The following is an 18,790-nucleotide window of genomic DNA, read 5'->3' as shown; positions in this document are numbered from 1 at the left end:
ACCCGATTTCAGACCCCCTCAGAAAAGCAATCAATCTCTGAATCACTGCAATCCCCCTCAAAAACTTCCCCCACAAAAAACAAAAAGGCACCGTCACCGATGCATTTTCACAATTCCAATCGCACCCGCAGTGCCTTCACATAGTTCCGGCTCACAGACAGAAGTTCTTCCCGGCCTTCCATCTCAAGCTGGTATGCCCCGTTGAACCAGGGGGTGAGTCGTGTGACATAATCCAGATTCACCAGATAGCTTTTATGAATCCGGAAAAAGCTAAAGGGAAGCAGCCGGCTCTCCAAATCTTTCAGGGGGTTTTAGTTTCATGCTCACCGGTTCTGGTTATAATTCTGGATACTTTTTCATCCCGGTAGATATAGAGGATTTCTTTTGGCTCCAAGTAAAGTATTTCTCCATCTTCTTCAACAGCCAGTTTGCCGGCGGGCTTGCTGGTGTCATTTTCTTTTTTGGCACCAATCAATTTTTCCACTCGCCTGATGGTCTGTTCGAGCTGCTCCTCGTCGTAGGGCTTCAGTAAATAATCGGTTGCTTCATAGCGGAAGGCTTCAGCAGCAAACTGCGGGTAGGCGGTTGCAAAGATAATGAGCGGCACTTTTTTTAGCTCCTGCAATGATTTGGCAGCTTCCATCCCGTTCATCCTGGGCATCTCCACATCAAGGAAAACGACGTCCGGCTGAAGCTGGATGGCTTTCATCACGGCCGCTTCGCCAGATTCAGCCTCGCCGACAACCTGGATAGCAGGAAACTCCTCGAGTAAATGCTTTAATTCATCTCTGCTGTATCGTTCGTCATCAGCGATTAAAATTCGGATCGTTTTTTCCATCAGTTTTTTCCTCCGTTTGCGGAATGGCGAATTGTATGTCAGTGCCGAAGCCTGGAGTGCTGGCAATTTGCAGCGAAGCTTCCTCACCAAACATCATGGTCAGCCGGCGGTTTACATTGTACAATGCAAGTCCGGAGCCCGATTCTGACTGCAGGGTTTCTTTGCCGAGCTGTTCGGCTCTTTCCCGGCTCATTCCCTGTCCATTATCCTTCACTTTTACTAACGTCATTCCATCCTGTTTCTGAATTTTGATCATAATGATACAGTCCTGTTCCTTGTTCTTAATCCCATGCTTTACGGCATTTTCCACAATCGGCTGCAGAGTGAGCGGCGGGATTCTTTCCAAAAGGGCATCTTCATCAATGTCGTATATAACTTCGAGCCGATCCACAAACCGGGTTTCTTCAATTGACAGATAGGCCTTTACATGTCTGAGCTCCTGTTCAAGGGTCGTACAGCTGACTGTTGTGGCCGTCAGATTTTGCCGCAGAAAATGAGATAAGGAAACGAGCAATTTCCTTGCCTGGGCAGGCTCGATCCGCACAAGGGAAATAATCGTATTTAATGAATTAAATAAAAAATGCGGTGATATTTGCGCCTGCAGTGCTTTAATTTCAGCTTCCTTTGCCAGCTGGTAGGCTTTATCAGCCTCAGCGATCTCGAGCTGATTGCTGAGCAGTACACTTAGCCCGGAAATTAGCTCCATCACGAGATTAGTCATTTCTTTTTCCGAAGTGAAGTAAAACTTCAGCGTTCCGATGGTTTCGCCGCGCAGCTTTAAAGGAGCGACAATGGCTGCGCCAAGAGGACAGTTTTCCTGCCGGCAGTGAATGGTCTGGTCATTGGCAACCACAATTTCCCCGTTCTGAATGACATCCCGTGTTATCTGTGTCTGGATCGGGCTTCCGGAGCGGTGGTGGTCATTTCCAAGGCCGACATGGGCAAGGATTTCGGTGTGATTGGTGATTGCAACTGCTTTCATCTGAAGTTCCTTATGTAAAATCAGGCAGACTGCCAGTGCGGACTTATGATTAATCCCTTCACGAAGGTGTGCAAGCGTCTGGTCAGCAATCCGAAGTGTTTTCTGTGCATGAAAAGCTCCTGCTTTTTCTTCTTCGTTTATGACATTTTTTATGATCAGTAAAAATAGGGCACTGCCAAGACCATTTGCTATAATCATGGGAATTCCAATCATTTCGACTAGCGCAACTGCTTTTTCTATAGGCCGTGACATACCGAGAATAATCAGCATCTGCACGGCTTCAGCCGTAGCACCGATGAAGAATGCCGACGATAGCTTCACATGTTCATTTTTCCGGCGGAAAAATCCGGCAAGTAGCCCCGCCACTATCGATGCCAAACCGCAGGCAATCCCGGTAAAGCCGCCAAGCGTAAATCGGTGGAATCCTGCTATAATTCCTGCCCCAACTCCTACTTTAGGACCGCCAAGCAATCCGGCGAGCACAACCCCGATCACCCTGGAATTGGCAATGGCTTCATCTGTAGCAAGTTCGGATGCCCAGCGGTTAAACTGCAGTGTGTCCGTATTGAAGGCCAGCCCTGAATAGGTTCCAATGATGCCAAAGAAGCCGAAAAAAGAATGGCTTTATACTCCTGCTGCCGTTTTAATCTTTCGCCATAAATCATCTCTCTGAAAAAGCGGAACCTTGTCAGAATCAGCGCAATGGTGACAATGATTCCAAGCCGCTCCAGCATCGTAATCAGCAGTTCCAGCATCCTCAGAACCCCTTTAACCAAGTTAGTTAACATTATTCTAATGGATTAAAGAGTAAATGAAAAATAACCCGTTTGAATTTTTCAAAAAAATGTACAGGCTTTTCCTGCATATTTGTCGAAAATTAATTGATTAAAAGGTCAGGAGGATTTTTGGATGCTTCTTTCTGATAGAAATTGGAGCTGATAAAATGATCAAATATGCAGTGGATCCAGAAGGAATATCAGCAGATATGCTGGACGGTTTTTTTGATGGGTGGCAAAATCCGCCGAGCCCTGAAAAGCATCTGAAGCTTCTAAAAAACAGCACGAAAATCGTGCTTGCCATTGACCGTGATAAACATGCAGTGGTTGGGTTCATCACAGCAATCAGCGATGGAGTGCTATCAGCCTACATTCCGCTGCTTGAAGTACTGCCTGATTATCAGCAGCAGGGAATCGGTCAAAAGCTGGTCACCCGCATGCTGGAAGAGCTGGACGGTATTTATATGATCGATATTATGTGTGACCCTGAATTACAGCCGTTTTATGAAAAGTTCGGAATGATTAAATCATCCGGAATGGTGCAGCGGAATTATCAGAACCAATCAGGAAAGCAGTGACAGGGGATGGCGGAAGATGAGTATCCCTTCTGCTTACCTCTAATAAGGAGGACTTTCTATGAAGTACACCCTCAATCAAATTACACCTGAAGAACTAATTGAAAACCGGATAAACCTAAAGGGCTTCCTTCAATCTCAGATCAGTCCCTTAATCGGCAGGAAATCCTGGATGCAGGACTGGGAACAGCTCGCCAAAAGATTTCAGCTATTTGCATTTGCAGCTTTGCCAGAAGCGGAGGCTCTTAAATACAGCTGGAATCCTAAGGAAATCGAAGCGATCGTTGAAGAAACGTGCAAAGAAGCTGAGAGCCATCTTCACTTTGAAAGCCTAACCATAACAATCGTTCCAGCACTTCCTTTCCCATGGTTTCAGAGTTTTGATCAATCCATGTGGACAAATGGCTACACAATAGGTCCAGATACCATCATTATAGCTATTCCCCCACAGCCGGACACCGACTTTTTAAACTATATGATTGCCCATGAGCTCCATCATGCTTCCCCTGAAAATCCGATCTACAATCTTACATTGGAAACCTTTACTCTCGCGGACTGGTATAAAATGGAGGGGGCGCCGAGTATTTCAGTCTTTCGCTTTATAAGGATAAACGCTGGTGGAAGAAGGAATTTACTGAGGAAATCGAGCAGAATTATATAGAAATTGCCCGGCAAAACCTGAGTACAGCAGACGATGTCTTAAAAAGCAAAATCTGTTTTGGCAATAAAGAGATGGGAATCCCGGTATTTGCCGGCTATTCTTTTGCTTATAAAATGGTAAGGCATTATGCGGAGCAGGAGAAGATTGAGAGGTATCGGGATTTATATCAGGCAGACCCGCATGAAATATTTAATAGCTATATAATCAAGGAGGCCATTTAATTGGAAACAGAACTTCTGAATATATTTGATGATAACCGAAAACAAATCGGTGTCGCATCTCGTAAAGAGGTCCATAAACAAGGCCACTGGCATGAAACGTTCCATTGCTGGTTCGTCAGCAGGGAAAAAGATCAGGATTATATTTATTTTCAATACCGCAGCAAGGAGAAAAAGGATTACCCTGGCCTTTTGGATATAACTGCTGCTGGCCACCTCTTAAGCCATGAATCTGTCATGGACGGCATGAGAGAAGTGGAGGAAGAACTGGGGATTCATGTTGATTTTGCGGACTTGGTGCCACTGGGCGTCATTGATTACATAGCAGAGAAAGAAAATTTTATCGACAAAGAACTGGCCCACGTTTTCCTGTATCACAGCAATTATTCCTTAGAAGAGTTTAGCCCGCAGCCTGAAGAGGTTACTGGGATATACCAGATTGCAATGGAGGAGTTTTATGGACTGTGGTTTGGCGGAAAAGAACTCATTGAGGCAGAAGGATTCCAGGTGGATAATGGCATAAGAATCCCCAACTCCATAAATGTAAGGAAAACGGACTTTGTCCCGCATCAGGATTACTATTATAAGCGTGTGCTGCATTCGATGCGTGAACAGATTGTTCAATCAAAGGTATGATTGAAGGGAAGAAGACAATGAGAAAGGTGTTCTTCATACTTTTTGCGCTTTTGCTGGCAGGGGGTTCATCATCATTCGCAACAAAATGGCTTGAACTTAATCCCGAAATGGTCGAATCCCGCTCACAAGTTATTGTGCTGGGAACATATAATTTTAAAAGCAAACAAAAATCAAGCAAGGGGAATTTTTACGGAAGGCAGTTTCAAGTCGAGAAAGTATATAAAGGAAAAGCAACAGAAACCATCACGGCAGGCATTGATGTTTACGATAAAGGATGGGCTGAGGAATATCAGCAGGATGGAGGCAAGTTCCTGTTATTTTGGGAGAAAACAAAGGAAGCCCGCTTTCTTGTTCCCGTTGCCGGTCCCAATGGAATGGTCCAAGTGCAGGATGGCAGAATTTTATCAGGTCATGAGGGTTTTTACGGAAAAATACTGAGCGGTGAAGCAAGAACACCAAGTCGTGCAGAATCTAATAATGATGGAGGACATCTGCTCGAAGCATTGCTGTTTTCCTTAACAGGCCTTATCACTTTCCTGTTGATTATTAGGTTTTTAGCAACAGAAAAGGCGAAATCTTATTAAGCACGCCACATTTAGATTATAATAGAGAAATAACAACTATTGAAAAGGCAGGATTCTTATGATTGTAAAAAATGAAGAAGAATTAGCAAAACTGAAGGAAATCGGCAGAATTGTCGCGGAGATCCGCGATGAGATGATTGAAAAAACTAAGCCAGGTGTAACAACCAAGGAGCTTGATGACTTAGCCGGAGAGCTTTTTGAAAAGCACGGAGCGATTTCAGGCCCTAAAGGAGAATACGATTTTCCAGGCTTCACATGCATAAGCGTGAATGAAGAAGTGGCCCATGGCATTCCTGGAAGCCGGGTGATTAAAGAGGGCGATCTTGTAAATATTGATGTTTCAGGATCAAAAGATGGCTACTTCGCAGACACAGGCCTATCATTTGTCGTTGGTGAAGACGAGAAACTGCAAAAATTATGTGATGCGGCTCAGGAGGCATTCGATGAAGGACTGAAAAAATTAAAGCCGGGCGGCAAGCTGAGCCTTGTCGGAAAGACAGTTCACAAGGTTGCCAAAAACAATGGATTCAACGTTATCATGAATCTGACTGGACACGGTGTCGGCCGCTCCCTTCATGAAAAGCCGGACCATATCCTGAACTATTTTGATCCATGGGATAAACAGCTGTTAAGAGAAGGCATGGTTGTTGCCTTTGAGCCTTTTATCTCAAGCGGTGATGAAGAAGTAAGGGAAATGAGCGACGGCTGGACGTTCGTTACACCTAACAAAAGCCATGTCGCTCAATGTGAACACACCGTTGTCATCACAAAAGAAGGACCGATTATCTTAACGAAATAACCATGGACCAGGGGCATTGCATGTTCCTGGTTTTTATATAGTATTACGGTTGAAAAACCTTCATCTAATATTGCTTGAGAAAAAACACTTGAACAATGTCCTCCATTCCGCTAAAATAATAAAAATTTCAAATTTAAACGTAATGACAGAAACAAGTAGCTGCTTATCTCCCTGTTTTAGAGAGCTGATGCCTGGTGAAAATCAGCACAAAGATAACAGTGAATTACCTTCTTGAACTTTCTCTGTGAACAGGAGTAGCAGGGAACGGCACGGGCCGTTAATCCGCTGAGTGGAAGAGCAATCTTCAAAAAGGGTGGTACCGCGTTAGCCACGTCCCTTTCTTTAGGGGCGTGGTTTTTTGTATTCCGATAATAGAAAGGATGGGGGACATGGGGGATTTTTTTGGAAAATTAACAGCCCAGCAAAAACACGAAACAGAGAGGCAGCTGGAGGTATACCGCAATGGTGTCCAGGATATTCTGCCTGAAGCAGAGCTAAAGAATAAAATAGCCAAGTCCATTTTTCAAAACCAGCCTTTAAAAATTAAGCTGGGGCTTGATCCTTCTGCACCGGATGTCCATATCGGCCATACGGTTGTGCTGAATAAACTAAAGCAGTTCCAGGACAATGGCCATATCATCCAGCTGATTATTGGCGATTTTACCGGAAAAATTGGCGACCCGACAGGCAAATCCGCAGCCCGAAACCAGCTCACCGATGAAGAGGTGAAACGTAATGCCAAAACATACTTCGAGCAATTCAGCAAAGTGCTGGACATGAATAAGGTCGATCTTCACTACAACTCAGCATGGCTTTCGGATCTCCAGCTTGAAGACGTCATCCGCCTGTCTGCCAGCATAACAGTTGCCCGCCTGCTGGAACGCAATGACTTTTCAGAGCGCCTGTCCACAGGCAAACCGATCTCTCTTCATGAATTTTTCTACCCGCTGATGCAGGGATATGACTCGGTTGTACTCGAAAGCGATATCGAGCTTGGCGGGAATGATCAGCACTTCAATGTCCTGATGGGACGCCATCTGCAGGAGCATTTCCAAAAAGAAAAGCAGGTGGTCATCCTGATGCCGCTCCTTGAAGGCCTGGATGGCAAAGAGAAAATGTCCAAATCAAAAAACAATTACATTGGTGTCGATGAAGATCCCAATAATATGTACGGCAAAACCATGTCCATCCCGGATGAGCTGATTCCAAAATACTTCAATCTCGCAACAGATCTGCCAGTAAAAGAAAAACAGCAAATCGCAGAGGGGCTCGAAAACGGCACACTTCATCCGCGTGACGCCAAAATGCTTTTAGGTAAAACAATCGTCCGCATGTACCATGGCACAGGTGAAGCCGATAAAGCCGAACTGCATTTCAAAACTATTTTCCAAAAGGGAGCCATGCCGGATGAGATCCCGGAAGCCGAATGGAAGGGTGAAGGTGAAGTCCTCATTACAGACCTGCTTGCCGGCCTCGGCCTGCTTTCCTCCAAAACGGAAGCCAGAAAAATGATTGCGGGCGGCGGCATCCGTTTAAACGGACAGAAAGTCGGCGATGTTCAGATGCTCGTGAAAATCACAGACGGATTAGTTCTGCAGGCAGGCAAAAGAAAATTTGTGAAACTAAGGCTTAGCAGTGCAAAGTAGGCATATCGCTTTTTCCTCCTGGCACTTTCAAGATATGATAGAATAGACGAAATTTTTAAAGAAAAGCAGGTGAAGGAAATGAAAGCGATCATTCATGAAGGAGTAGCAGGCCGCGCGGGATTATCTTATGGTGAACTGGAAAAGTCCGATCCGGGTAACGGCGAGGTGAGGGTGAAATTAAAAACGGCAGGCTTGAATCATCGTGATTTATTTGTCCTGAACCGCCACAAGCCAGAAGATCCTGCGCTTGTCATCGGTTCAGACGGAGCGGGAGTCATAGACTCAGTCGGAGAAGGCGTTACACACGTGAAGCCAGGTGATGAGGTCATCATCAATCCCGGACTGGGATGGAAGGAAAAGAGCGATGCACCGCCAGCAGGCTTTGAAATCGTCGGCTTGCCGTTTCATGGCACATTCGCTGAATATATCACCATTCCTGCTGAAAACACAGCACCCAAGCCGGCGTATTTAACCTGGGAGGAAGCGGGCGTCCTATCCCTGTCTGCACTAACCGCCTACAGAGCATTGTTCACAAGAGGAAAGCTTCAGTCAGGCATGAAGGTGTTCATTCCAGGGATTGGAGGAGGAGTTGCAACCTTCTTAATGCAATTTGCAAAAGCAGCGGGAGCAACCGTTTACGCAGCTTCCCGTTCGGAGGAAAAATGTCAGAGAGCACTTGAACTCGGTGCGGATAAAGCCCTGAACAGCAGTGAAGACTGGAATGGAGTCCTTGGCGGGGAAAAAGTGGATCTTGTCATTGAATCAGTTGGCCCTGCGACATTCAATAAATCGCTCGAAATCCTGCGTAATGGCGGCACCATCGTAACATTTGGCTCCTCCACAGGAGATCAGCTGGAACTAAATCTCCGCAGCCTTTTTTATGCCCAGCAAAACCTGCTTGGCTCAACAATGGGCAGCGCGGAGGAATACCATGAAATGCTCCAGTTTATTGAAAAGCATCAAATCAGGCCGGTATTGGATCAGGCGCTTCCGCTGGAAGAATTCGAGAAAGCTTTTGACAGACTCGATAACGCAGAACAATGGGGGAAGATTGCTTTTAAAATTAGTGTATAAAAAAGGGGTGAGATTCTGCGAAAAGCAGTGTCTCACCCTGTTTCTTCCTGTCTAGCTCCAGAGCCTGCCCCCTCGAGGTGCCGGGGGCGGGCAAGGCTCTTTCGCTTTTCTTACACATGTAAAAACTTCACACAAACCGGATCCGGAACCATAACATCAGATTGAAGTAATGAAAGCTTCCCGGTATTCTCATCACGGGAATACAAAACAATATTGCTGGAATTCTGGTTGGAGCCAATCACAAATTTCTCGGTTGGATCAAGCACAAAGTCGCGCGGCCAGTTTCCTTCTGTGGAGGTATGCTCCACAAAAGCAAGCTCTCCATTATCCGGATTGACGGAGAACACCGCAATGCTGTCGTGTCCGCGGTTGCCGGCATAAATGAAGCGGCCGTCTGAAGAAATATGAATGGCGCTTCCCTGGTTATTTTCCGTAAAACCTTCCGGAATCGTGGAAATAGCCTGCTTTTGAACTAAGCTTCCATCCTCATGGTACTGAAGCAAAAGAACCTCTGAGCTAAACTCAGTCATTACATAGGCGTACCTTCCATTTGGGTGGAACACAAGGTGTCTCGGACCGCAGCCCGGCTTTACAGACAGGATGCTTTTTTCCTTCAGAATTCCATCATTCACTTCATACGTAATCACCTGGTCCGTTCCCAGGTCAACTGCAACTAAATATTTTTCGTCCGAAGTAAGTCCTGCATAGTGAGTATGCGGTTTTTCCTGCCTGCTGTCAGGTCCGGATCCGCTATGTTCAATTACCGAAACGGCAGGGTTTAGAGAGCCGTCTTCATTTGTTAAGTAGGACTCCACTGTCCCTTTATGGTAGTTTGCACTGAAAACATTTCGGACAGATGTATCGACACTGACGTGGCAAGGAGGAGAGCCATCTGCCACCTGGCTGTTGATTTTCTCAAGTGAACCGCTGCTGTCCAAACGATAGGCAGCTACTCCGCCGGATTCGCCTTCCTTGGCAACCGAGTATAAAAATTGATTATCCTGGCTGATTGTTAAATAAGTGGGATTATCCAGTTTTGCTGCCGTTTTCACATCGGAAATTCTGCCTGCTTCTGCATCCAGAACAAATGAATAAATCCCTTCACTTTCACCCTTTGTGTATGTTCCTATGTATCCTCTGTACTTGGCCATATGAAGCCTCCTTTAAATGCTTTCTTCTAAAATTACTCTATCATACATAGCGGTTCAAACAAAAGGAAGAGGAAATTTACAATCGACAAAGAATAGTAAAATGGTATATATACGAAAGGATGATTATGTTGAACGCACCCCATTCGATTTTGTCAGTTTGGAAAAAATTTGATCGCTTTCCGATGGAGACCCTGACAAAAGCATGGTTTTACGATAAAGCCGGCATTAAAAAGCAGCGGGAGGTTTCCTTAATGAAGGAGCACCATGATCAGTATGGCATTACCGGAAACTGTTTTGACCTGGCGATCTGGCTTCTTCATGAATTTAAGCAGGCTGGAATCGATGCCTATCCGGTTGGCCACGAATTGAAAACATCTTCAGCCCATGCAGCAGTGGTGGCAGTGGATGAAGAGGGGCGCCGCTTTCTATGTGACCTGGGCGACCAATGGCTGCAGCCCATATTAATTGATCCGGAGGCAAGAGACTTTACGCCGGAAAAAGTAAGCGGATTTTTCCCGGCAGCAGATGTTCAGGTCTCATCTGAAGACGGACAGCTGGAAATTGCTTATCACCGCCCAAACGGAAAAATATCGCGGCAGAGTTATGATACGGATCCGGCAGCCATGAACATTTTCCTGGAAGCAGCTGAACGATCTCAGAACACTATTTATCCAAAGGCATTGCTGGAACAGCGGATTCCCTATAAAAATGAAACCGCCCATTGGGAATTTTATAATTGGGAAAGCTTCCTCAGTACAACAGAAGGCCTGTATCATGACGCTCCTGTGGATACTATTGAAGAATGGTCTGCCCGGATTCATGAAAAGACAGGGTATGATAAGGAATTTTTAATTGAAGCATTGGGCTTCTATAAGAAGCTGGGAGATTGAAAAACTGATGCTGGTTGAGAATCTTTTTATCTGAATGTCACTCAAAAACTGGATTCGCTCATAAGATCTGACTTTCGCCCATAAACACAAAAAATCACTCAAAACATCTCAAGCTTGCCCATAACGCCAGGAACTAAAGGAGCTGCCATGTACATAAAACTCTATCAATATCATATCCGCCCGGAAAACGAACAGGAACTGATGCTGCTCCAGCGGAAAGCCGGTCATATCTACCGGAATTACATCGATGTTCAGACCAAAATGTTAAAAAACAAGATAGATGAGACAAAGTGGACAGAAATCAGTTTTTTTAAGTCGGAAGAAGACTATCAAAACAAGCTGCCGCTGATTAACAGCAATGCCGACATTCAGGAGCTTTACAGAAGGTTTGAATCTCTGCTGATCAGCGAAATAAAGGAAGAAGATTATGAGGAATGGCTTTAAAACCATAGTTAATGACTCTTCCTCTTAAGGAAATCCTCCTATTTATTCTCCATTCTGTTATTTTGAAGATATAGTAGGATATAATCGAAGCAGGACATAAGAGAGGGGATATACATACAGATGGAGCCTATTCGAAAAGTTTCAGCGTATCTTACTCAAAATGCGGAGGTATTATCAGAAGAGATTGTTGCAGAAATCGTAAGCCGGTTTGGTTTCGAAATTCCCAAACAGGAAATTGATGCGGCCGTTTCGATGTATGTTGAGTTTATAAATTATCTGGGAGTCATGATTGCTAACAGCGAAAATCGGGTTCCTGAAGGACTGGTCGAGTGGAGTAAGGGAAACGGCGAACGTGCTGCCTCCCTGGGAGGAAAAATTTCCGATATAGTCACCCGATATCCGGACACCCGCATTGTTTTTACTGATAGATTACGTAATATAGGGATGGAATTTGAGTTAACAGCGGATGAAGTTATTTCTATTGTGAAAAAAGTAAACTACATACTCGACATAAGCATTAATGAAACCGTATTTGCTTTTGAACGGCACTCGGAGGAACAATTAAAGGAGACCCAATCCCAGGTAAATGAACTGTCTGCTGCAATTGTACCGATTCAGGACAGCATTGCCATTCTGCCGTTGATCGGCAGCATAGACTACGACAGAGCACAAATCATCATTGAGAAAACAGTCCCGCGGGTAAGCCAGCTGGGAATTGAAACCTTAATTATCGACTTTTCCGGCACGGTGAATATAGATATTGAAATCGCCAAGCACATCTTTGATATCCGGAATATCCTCCTGCTGATCGGTGTCAACACCATTGCCACAGGTGTCAGACCGGATTTGGCAAAGAAAGCCGTTACCCTTGGCATTGACTTATCATCCCTTGAAGTATATTCGAACGTCCTGCAGGCGATTAGAAGCATTAAATAAATTAAATGATTGAAGCTGCTGAAGCGGCTTCTTTTTATATAAAAAAATATTGTCGAACCCCCACTCCCATGATAGTATTTAGATATTTTCAAATATATTAAATTCACAAAACATAGCTACTATCAAAAAAGATTCGTATTGGAGGCTTTTTGCATGACTGTTTTTACATCCGCCTATTTTACAATGACTGAACAGGAAGCCATTGAATATGCCAAAACAAGACTGAATTATTTTGCTCCAGATGCCGAATTGGACTGCAGGGAAATTGGCGATGGCAATTTAAACTATGTGTTCAAGCTGACGGACCATAAACACAATAAGTCTCTGATCATCAAGCAGGCTGGTCCGGTTGCCAGAATCTCTGATGAATTTAAGCTGTCTCCTGACCGCAACCGCATTGAATACGAAATTCTGGATCTGCAAAACAAACTCGCTCCAGGTTTTGTGCCAAAAGTGTTTAGCTACGATCCCATTATGAACTGTACCGCGATGGAGGATCTGTCTGATTATACCATCATGAGAACAGCCTTAATGCGGCATGAAAAATTCCCGCTGTTTGCTGACCATATCTCGACTTTCCTGGTAAATACCCTTTTGCTTACTTCCGATGTTGTAATGGGGCATAAGGAAAAGAAAGAGCTGGTCCAAAAATTCACCAACCCGGAATTATGCGAAATTTCAGAGGACCTCGTCTTCACAGAACCGTTTTACGATTGTCCGAGAAATGAAGTGTTTGAAGGCACCAGGGAATTTGCCAAAAGGGAAATATGGGAAGACCCGAAGCTTCAGCTTGAAACTGCAAAGCTTAAATTCGAGTTTATGACCCATGCCCAGTCCCTTCTGCATGGCGATCTGCACACAGGCTCGATTTTTGTAAAAGAAGATTCTACTAAAATCATTGATCCCGAATTCGCATTCTGCGGCCCTGCCGGCTACGATGTCGGCAACGTGATCGCCAACCTGATTTTCGCCTATGTGAACGCGAAATATACAATGGCAGATGGTGAAGAAAGACAGGTTCAGCTGGAATATCTCGAAAATACAATGGAAGATATTATAGACTTGTTCAAAAAGAAATTCCTCCGGGCATGGGAGGAGAAAGCAACTGAGCAAACAGCCCGTTATGATGGGTTTAAAGAATATTATCTGGATGCAGTCCTGCGTGACACAGCAGCTGTCACGGGACTTGAACTGTGCAGAAGAATTATCGGGCTGGCATCTGTCAAGGATGTCACTTCCATTGAAGAATACAGCAGCAGAGCTGCAGCGGAAAAGATTTGTCTGGCAGCCGGAAAAATGTTTATTATGGATAGGGAATCTTTTAAAACAGGTGAGGATTTTGTACGTATTCTAAAAGACTGTGAAAAAAGGTTCTAAAGGAGGCAGCATGATGGGAAAACCAGTGGATGTCATCCAGTCTGTCAGATTGGATGATGAAAACGACACGCTCATTCTATTAGATCAAACAGTTCTGCCGAATGAAAAGAACTTTTTGCATTTGAAAGAATTAAAGGATATATGGGAAGCAATCTATCATTTGAAGGTCCGGGGTGCACCTGCCATTGGAATAGCGGCGGCTTACGGTGTCTATTTGGGCACAAAGCAATCAGCAGCAGTAAGCTATGAAGAACTTTATATGGATTTTAAAAAGGCGAAGGAATACCTGGCGTCATCACGGCCAACTGCAGTTAATCTGTTTTGGGCGCTCGACCGCATGGAAGCCCGTTTCCTGAAGGAAGAAGGCAAAGCTGCAGCCGAAATAAAGCAAGCCCTAAAAGTGGAAGCAGAAAAAATACGGGCTGAGGATGAAAAGGTTTGCGAGTCGATTGGACAGCACGCGCTTTCTGTACTTGAGCCTGGTTGGGGTATTCTGACACACTGCAATGCAGGTACGATTGCCACCGCTAAATATGGAACAGCTCTTGCTCCGATTTATTTAGGCCAGGAAAAGGGATATGATTTTAAAGTATACGCTGATGAAACCCGCCCGCTTTTGCAGGGGGCCCGCCTGACAGCATGGGAGCTCGAAGAAGCAGGTGTCGATGTTACGCTGATCTGTGACAATATGGCCAGCATCGTAATGAAAGAAGGCAAGATTCAAGCGGTACTTGTCGGCTGTGACCGCGTGGCAGCCAATGGGGATGCAGCCAATAAGATTGGAACTTCTGGCGTTGCGATTCTCGCAAAACATTATAAAATACCTTTTTATGTTTGTGCCCCTCTGTCAACAGTCGATCTCGCATGCAAAACAGGGGACGATATCCATATTGAATTAAGAGATTCAGAAGAAATTACTTCTAAATGGTACGAAAAGCCGATGGCGCCAGAAGGTGTACAAACCTATAACCCCGCATTCGATGTCACAGATCATGATTTGATTACAGGCATTATTACGGAGAATGGCATAGCTTATGCACCGTTTACTGAAAGTCTGTCTAAGATGTTTAAATAGGAAGAATTCCGCCTCCTGGCCAAGTGGTCAGGGGGCATTTTCATGCTTCCACTTCTATTCTTTATATCTTTAAAGCGTTTAACTAGGAAAATATCCCTGATTCCGATAAAAATAGAGTGTAATTTAACTCTTTCCATCAATCAAAAGTACTATTTTATTTGGGGTAATCCTATAGTTTATGGAAAAATTATGAAGTAATTACCATTCAGATAGTAGAAAGTATTTGTAAACCCTCCAAAATACCTGATACTTTTTAAGAAACTATGTTTCTGTACCTGATTCTAAAGTATGAGAATTAAATAATTTAGCATATTGTTAGAGTCTGAATATTTTAAATATACTTTAAATACAACAAGAACCGACAGAAAAAATATAGATTCGAGAGGAGAAAAAGGATGAAGAAAAAAGGGCATTAGGAGCAGCACTTCTAAGTATGACAATGGGTTTATCAGTTTTTACAGCGGGGGCATTTGCAAAAGAACCAGAGACTCAAAACGAAACCTACCGGGTATTGATCCAGGGGCCGTCAAACGCTAAAGCTTCTGTGAATTCACAGGTGGACAAGCGCTGGGATTTTGGCAGTGATGGCATGACTGCTGAAGTCAATGCAAAGCAATACCAGGCATTGCTCAAAAATAAGAACTTAAAGATTGAAAAGGTAAGCGAAGTTACTCTTGATACTGCCAGAACGGAAGTGTCCAAGAAAGATTCGGTTTCTATTCAGGCAGCGGGATATCCTAGTGATCAGACACCATGGGGAATTGCTTCCATCTATAATAACAGCAGCATTACCAGTACGTCAGGCGGAAGCGGCATTAAGGTTGCTGTTCTTGATACAGGCGTTCATACAAGCCATATTGACCTGGAAGGCTCTGCAGAGCAATGTAAGGATTTCACTCAATCCAGCCCGATTGTAAATGGCTCATGTACTGATCGTCAGGGACATGGTACACATGTAGCTGGGACGGTTTTAGCACATGGTGGATACGACGGCCAGGGAATCTATGGAGTAGCTCCACAGGCGAAATTATGGGCATACAAAGTACTTGGCGATAATGGCTCAGGCTACTCAGATGATATTGCAGCAGCAATCCGCCACGTTGCGGACGAAGCATCCCGCACAGGATCAAAAGTAGTCATTAATATGTCACTTGGTTCAAGCGGCAAAGATTCTCTAATCAGCAGTGCGGTTGATTATGCCTACAGCAAAGGTGTCCTTGTTGTTGCCGCAGCAGGAAATTCCGGATACAGCGCTAATACAATCGGCTATCCTGGAGCATTAAAGAATGCGATTGCAGTTGCAGCCCTTGAAAACGTCCAGCAAAACGGTACATACCGTGTAGCCAACTTCTCGTCCCGCGGAAATCCTAGCACTGACGGTGACTATGTCATTCAGGAAAAAGACGTGGAAGTGTCTGCACCGGGAGCAAGCATCGAGTCTACATGGTATAACGGAGGCTATAACACGATCAGCGGAACATCCATGGCTACACCTCACGTAGCTGGCCTTGCAGCAAAAATTTGGTCATCCAGCCCATCCATGAGCCATACTCAGCTTCGCACAGAGCTTCAAAACCGTGCCAAGCAATATGACATTAAAGGCGGATATGGAGCAGCAGCTGGTGATGACTATGCATCAGGCTTTGGATATCCCCGCGTGAAATAAGCAATCAGCAACATACCCCCGAAGAACCGTCCGATCCTCTGATCGGGCAGTTTTTTTAGTAGAATGAATCTCCTCGAATTACATAATATTTCCGCGGAAATGATCATATTTTAGCGAAAGATGAAAACTTGTAAAAATTGCTGATGCAAATCACTTTTGAATATACAATAGGGAGTGGATGTAAATAGAAGGGAGCTGACAGCCATGGCTGTTCAAAATACATATATAAGCGATCGGGAAGCAAAGGAACTGATCTGTGAAATCGGCAAAAGAGTGTACAATAAAAGCTTCGTTGCAGCAAACGACGGAAATATCTCCATTAAGGTGGGCGACCATGAACTCTGGACAACACCAACTGGAGTAAGCAAAGGATTTATGACCCCTGAAATGATGGTCAAAATGGATCTTTTAGGCAACGTGCTAGAGGGCAATCTGAAGCCTTCTTCCGAAGTGAAGATGCACCTCAGAGTGTATCAGGAAAACCCTGAAGCAAAGGCAGTTGTCCATGCCCATCCGCCTGTCGCCACTACGTTTGCCATAGCCGGAATCAGCCTGGAAAAACCTGTATCACCGGAAGTGATAGTCCTGCTTGGCAAAGTGCCGGTTGCCCCGTATGCCACTCCGGGCACACAGGAAGTTCCTGATTCAATTGCCCCATACTGCAGGGATTACAATGCCGTTCTTCTTGCCAACCATGGCGCCCTGACCTGGGGCAGGGATATCACAGAGGCCTATTTTCGAATGGAATCACTGGAACACTATGCACTCATGCTGATGTATTCAGAACACATCATGCAGAAGTCAAACGAACTAAGCACAGGACAAATTGCAGATTTGATCTCAATCCGTGAGAAAATGGGCATTAAAACAGGCGGAATACCGGTTCCTGGCAATGATAAGAATATCCGGACAGCTCCCGGTCTGCAAGAAGAAATGATCGAAAGCATTGTTCAAAAAGTAACCGAAGAAGTCTTGAAAAACGTTTTAAAATAGCCGAAGTGGGATAGCTATAAGGGTATAGTAATGTTGTATAATTTCAACCTTTTAACGAAACCTATCTTGAATACCTTATTGAAACGCGAGGAGAGATTCCGATGAAACTGCTGGTCATTGGCGGGGTGGCTGCAAGTATGTCAGCCGCATCAAAATTAAGGAGAATGGATGAAAAAGCTGAAATTACCGTCTACGAAAAAGGCAAGTTTTTATCTTACGGTGCCTGCGGTCTTCCTTATTATATATCTGGAGAAAATGATGATTACCGAAAAATGATCGCAAGAACACAGGAGCAATTTTCTGAGAGGAACATCAAAACACATCTTCAGCATGAAGTGTTAAAAGTGGATACAAGCAAGAAGGAAGTAACTGTTAAAGACCTTGCATCAGGAGAAATGTTTACGGATACATTCGATAAGCTGATGATCGGAACAGGCACGTTTCCCATCATGCCTCCATTTCCTGGAGCTGATCTTGAGAATGTTCAGGTGCTGAAAACAATGGAAGATGGGATGGTATTAAAAGAAATTTCCCGCAAATCAGAAGTGAAAGATGTTGTCATTGTTGGCGGAGGCTATATTGGAATCGAAGTGGTCGAAGCGATGAAAACCCTCGGCAAAAATGTGCGTGTCATTGAAATGGGAGAGAGAATCCTGGCTCCTTTCGATAAGGAAATAACAGATATCGCTGAAAAAGAAATTCGTGATCACGGTGTAGAATTGAATCTGGGAGAAAAGGTAGAGAGCTTCAGCGGCAATGGGAAAGTGGAGAGTGTGAAAACGGATAAAGGAACTTATAAAGCTGATTTAGTGCTTGTTGCTGTAGGTGTAAAACCTGCTACCAAGTTTCTGGAAGGTTCGGGTATAGAGCTGGCGGAAAATGGAGCCATCATCATCGACCGTGAAATGCGGACAAATATTGAAGGTGTTTATGCAGCGGGGGACTGCGCTCAGGTTTATCACAAAGTGCTTGAAGAAAATGATTATATCCCGCTGGGAACAAACGCGAATAAATGCGGCCGCCTGGCTGGGGCCAATATAGCCGGCAGCCATGAAAACTATGTGGGAACTCTGGGAAGCGCCGCGATTAAAATTTTTAATATGGAGCTTGGAAGAACGGGACTTTCCGAGGAAGATGCAAAGAAGCTTGGCGTCAGCTATACAACTGAATTTGTGAAAGCCGCAGATCATCCAAGCTATTACCCGAATCAGACCCCTATCTGGATCAAGCTGATCTGTGAAAAAGGAACAAACCGAATCCTCGGAGCCCACGCCATCGGCAATAAAGGGGCGGTCCTCCGAATCGATGTATTTGCCGTTGCCATCCATAATAATATGGCAGCAGAAGAACTTGGCATGGTGGATCTTTGTTATGCCCCGCCTTTTGCGGGTGTCTGGGATGCTGTCCATATCGCAAGCAACGCAGCGAAAAAATAGATTAAAGTCAGCGGAAACGCTGGCTTTTTAGTT

16 protein-coding genes, 3 pseudogenes and 1 other annotated feature are annotated in these 18,790 nt (G+C 44.6%); of the genes and pseudogenes, 16 read left to right on the top strand and 3 right to left on the bottom strand.

The window, feature by feature from the left end; genetic code table 11:
- Positions 1-107 precede the first annotated feature (107 nt).
- Positions 108-838: pseudogene (locus M5V91_RS16895) on the bottom strand (LytR/AlgR family response regulator transcription factor).
- Positions 807-2,575, bottom strand: a pseudogene (locus M5V91_RS16890) (LytS/YhcK type 5TM receptor domain-containing protein). Before M5V91_RS16890 ends, M5V91_RS16895 begins: the two co-directional pseudogenes overlap by 32 nt.
- Before the next feature lie 188 nt (positions 2,576-2,763).
- Between M5V91_RS16890 and M5V91_RS16885 the strand changes: the two are divergent.
- The 8 genes and pseudogenes from M5V91_RS16885 (at position 2,764) to M5V91_RS16850 (ending at position 8,789) form a co-directional block, all read left to right on the top strand.
- Complete coding sequence (locus tag M5V91_RS16885) at positions 2,764-3,174, top strand: GNAT family N-acetyltransferase (protein ID WP_019382613.1); 411 nt, start codon at positions 2,764-2,766, stop codon at positions 3,172-3,174.
- Positions 3,175-3,232: 58 nt separating this feature from the next.
- Positions 3,233-3,832, top strand: a complete 600-nt coding sequence (locus M5V91_RS16880) for a DUF2268 domain-containing putative Zn-dependent protease (RefSeq protein WP_284521355.1) — start codon at positions 3,233-3,235, stop codon at positions 3,830-3,832.
- Positions 3,802-4,053, top strand: a pseudogene (locus M5V91_RS16875) (DUF2268 domain-containing putative Zn-dependent protease); the annotation flags it as partial. The gene M5V91_RS16880 and the pseudogene M5V91_RS16875, both read left to right, overlap by 31 nt.
- Positions 4,054-4,686: an NUDIX hydrolase gene (locus M5V91_RS16870; protein ID WP_009335028.1), complete on the top strand. Its 633-nt coding sequence runs from the start codon at positions 4,054-4,056 to the stop codon at positions 4,684-4,686. It begins immediately after the preceding pseudogene.
- 17 nt (positions 4,687-4,703) lie between these two features.
- The gene (locus M5V91_RS16865) at positions 4,704-5,270 is read left to right on the top strand and encodes a hypothetical protein (RefSeq protein ID WP_251174011.1); all 567 of its coding nucleotides are present in this window, start codon (positions 4,704-4,706) and stop codon (positions 5,268-5,270) included.
- Positions 5,271-5,328: 58 nt separating this feature from the next.
- Positions 5,329-6,069, top strand: coding sequence for a type I methionyl aminopeptidase (gene map / locus M5V91_RS16860; RefSeq protein WP_009335026.1), 741 nt, complete (start codon positions 5,329-5,331; stop codon positions 6,067-6,069).
- Positions 6,070-6,202: 133 nt separating this feature from the next.
- Positions 6,203-6,410, top strand: a binding site (T-box leader).
- Positions 6,411-6,458: 48 nt separating this feature from the next.
- Positions 6,459-7,715 (top strand): tyrosine--tRNA ligase, encoded by a 1,257-nt coding sequence (tyrS, locus tag M5V91_RS16855; RefSeq protein WP_019382610.1) that lies wholly within the window; start codon positions 6,459-6,461, stop codon positions 7,713-7,715.
- Positions 7,716-7,793: 78 nt separating this feature from the next.
- The gene (locus M5V91_RS16850; RefSeq protein WP_019382609.1) at positions 7,794-8,789 is read left to right on the top strand and encodes a zinc-binding dehydrogenase; all 996 of its coding nucleotides are present in this window, start codon (positions 7,794-7,796) and stop codon (positions 8,787-8,789) included.
- A 110-nt stretch (positions 8,790-8,899) separates the two neighbouring features.
- Here M5V91_RS16850 and M5V91_RS16845 read toward each other — a convergent pair whose 3' ends face one another.
- Positions 8,900-9,940 carry a lactonase family protein gene (locus tag M5V91_RS16845; protein ID WP_251174009.1) on the bottom strand — a complete coding sequence of 347 codons (1,041 nt, stop codon included), beginning with the start codon at positions 9,938-9,940 and terminating at the stop codon, positions 8,900-8,902.
- A 125-nt stretch (positions 9,941-10,065) separates the two neighbouring features.
- On the opposite strand from M5V91_RS16845, the gene M5V91_RS16840 reads away from it, so the two are divergent.
- From M5V91_RS16840 to M5V91_RS16805, 8 genes are all read left to right on the top strand, one after another.
- Positions 10,066-10,830, top strand: a complete 765-nt coding sequence (locus M5V91_RS16840; protein ID WP_192908262.1) for a hypothetical protein — start codon at positions 10,066-10,068, stop codon at positions 10,828-10,830.
- Between the two features lie 147 nt (positions 10,831-10,977).
- Complete coding sequence (locus M5V91_RS16835) at positions 10,978-11,274, top strand: hypothetical protein (protein WP_009335021.1); 297 nt, start codon at positions 10,978-10,980, stop codon at positions 11,272-11,274.
- A gap of 120 nt (positions 11,275-11,394) precedes the next feature.
- Positions 11,395-12,210, top strand: a complete 816-nt coding sequence (locus tag M5V91_RS16830; protein ID WP_009335020.1) for an STAS domain-containing protein — start codon at positions 11,395-11,397, stop codon at positions 12,208-12,210.
- Between the two features lie 153 nt (positions 12,211-12,363).
- On the top strand, positions 12,364-13,587 hold the full coding sequence (mtnK, locus tag M5V91_RS16825) for an S-methyl-5-thioribose kinase (protein WP_019382606.1): 1,224 nt from the start codon (positions 12,364-12,366) through the stop codon (positions 13,585-13,587).
- 13 nt (positions 13,588-13,600) lie between these two features.
- On the top strand, positions 13,601-14,662 hold the full coding sequence (mtnA, locus tag M5V91_RS16820) for an S-methyl-5-thioribose-1-phosphate isomerase (RefSeq protein WP_019382605.1): 1,062 nt from the start codon (positions 13,601-13,603) through the stop codon (positions 14,660-14,662).
- 433 nt (positions 14,663-15,095) lie between these two features.
- Entirely contained in the window at positions 15,096-16,328 is a 1,233-nt protein-coding gene (locus M5V91_RS16815) for a S8 family peptidase (protein ID WP_439649943.1), read from the top strand.
- Between the two features lie 204 nt (positions 16,329-16,532).
- On the top strand, positions 16,533-17,321 hold the full coding sequence (locus M5V91_RS16810; RefSeq protein WP_284521354.1) for a class II aldolase/adducin family protein: 789 nt from the start codon (positions 16,533-16,535) through the stop codon (positions 17,319-17,321).
- Between the two features lie 101 nt (positions 17,322-17,422).
- A complete protein-coding gene (locus M5V91_RS16805; protein ID WP_251174008.1) occupies positions 17,423-18,757 on the top strand; it encodes a CoA-disulfide reductase in 1,335 nt (444 codons plus the stop codon).
- Positions 18,758-18,790 lie beyond the last annotated feature (33 nt).

Source organism: Cytobacillus pseudoceanisediminis (assembly GCF_023516215.1).
Classification (GTDB): Bacteria; Bacillota; Bacilli; order Bacillales; family Cytobacillaceae; genus Cytobacillus; species Cytobacillus pseudoceanisediminis.
Note: the sequence above shows the minus strand (reverse complement) of the source record. Positions and strands in the feature narration are given on the sequence as shown.

Excerpts from the sequence above, each read along its gene's own strand:
- M5V91_RS16865 (WP_251174011.1), top strand. The coding sequence starts at position 4,704 with ATGAGAAAGGTGTTCTTCATACTTTTTGCGCTTTTGCTGGCAGGGGGT.
- mtnK (WP_019382606.1), top strand. The coding sequence starts at position 12,364 with ATGACTGTTTTTACATCCGCCTATTTTACAATGACTGAACAGGAAGCC.
- tyrS (WP_019382610.1), top strand. The coding sequence starts at position 6,459 with ATGGGGGATTTTTTTGGAAAATTAACAGCCCAGCAAAAACACGAAACA.
- M5V91_RS16880 (WP_284521355.1), top strand. The coding sequence starts at position 3,233 with ATGAAGTACACCCTCAATCAAATTACACCTGAAGAACTAATTGAAAAC.
- M5V91_RS16805 (WP_251174008.1), top strand. The coding sequence starts at position 17,423 with ATGAAACTGCTGGTCATTGGCGGGGTGGCTGCAAGTATGTCAGCCGCA.
- map (WP_009335026.1), top strand. The coding sequence starts at position 5,329 with ATGATTGTAAAAAATGAAGAAGAATTAGCAAAACTGAAGGAAATCGGC.
- M5V91_RS16830 (WP_009335020.1), top strand. The coding sequence starts at position 11,395 with ATGGAGCCTATTCGAAAAGTTTCAGCGTATCTTACTCAAAATGCGGAG.
- M5V91_RS16850 (WP_019382609.1), top strand. The coding sequence starts at position 7,794 with ATGAAAGCGATCATTCATGAAGGAGTAGCAGGCCGCGCGGGATTATCT.
- M5V91_RS16840 (WP_192908262.1), top strand. The coding sequence starts at position 10,066 with ATGTTGAACGCACCCCATTCGATTTTGTCAGTTTGGAAAAAATTTGAT.
- M5V91_RS16810 (WP_284521354.1), top strand. The coding sequence starts at position 16,533 with ATGGCTGTTCAAAATACATATATAAGCGATCGGGAAGCAAAGGAACTG.
- M5V91_RS16835 (WP_009335021.1), top strand. The coding sequence starts at position 10,978 with ATGTACATAAAACTCTATCAATATCATATCCGCCCGGAAAACGAACAG.
- M5V91_RS16815 (WP_439649943.1), top strand. The coding sequence starts at position 15,096 with ATGACAATGGGTTTATCAGTTTTTACAGCGGGGGCATTTGCAAAAGAA.
- M5V91_RS16885 (WP_019382613.1), top strand. The coding sequence starts at position 2,764 with ATGATCAAATATGCAGTGGATCCAGAAGGAATATCAGCAGATATGCTG.
- mtnA (WP_019382605.1), top strand. The coding sequence starts at position 13,601 with ATGGGAAAACCAGTGGATGTCATCCAGTCTGTCAGATTGGATGATGAA.
- M5V91_RS16845 (WP_251174009.1), bottom strand. The coding sequence starts at position 9,940 with ATGGCCAAGTACAGAGGATACATAGGAACATACACAAAGGGTGAAAGT.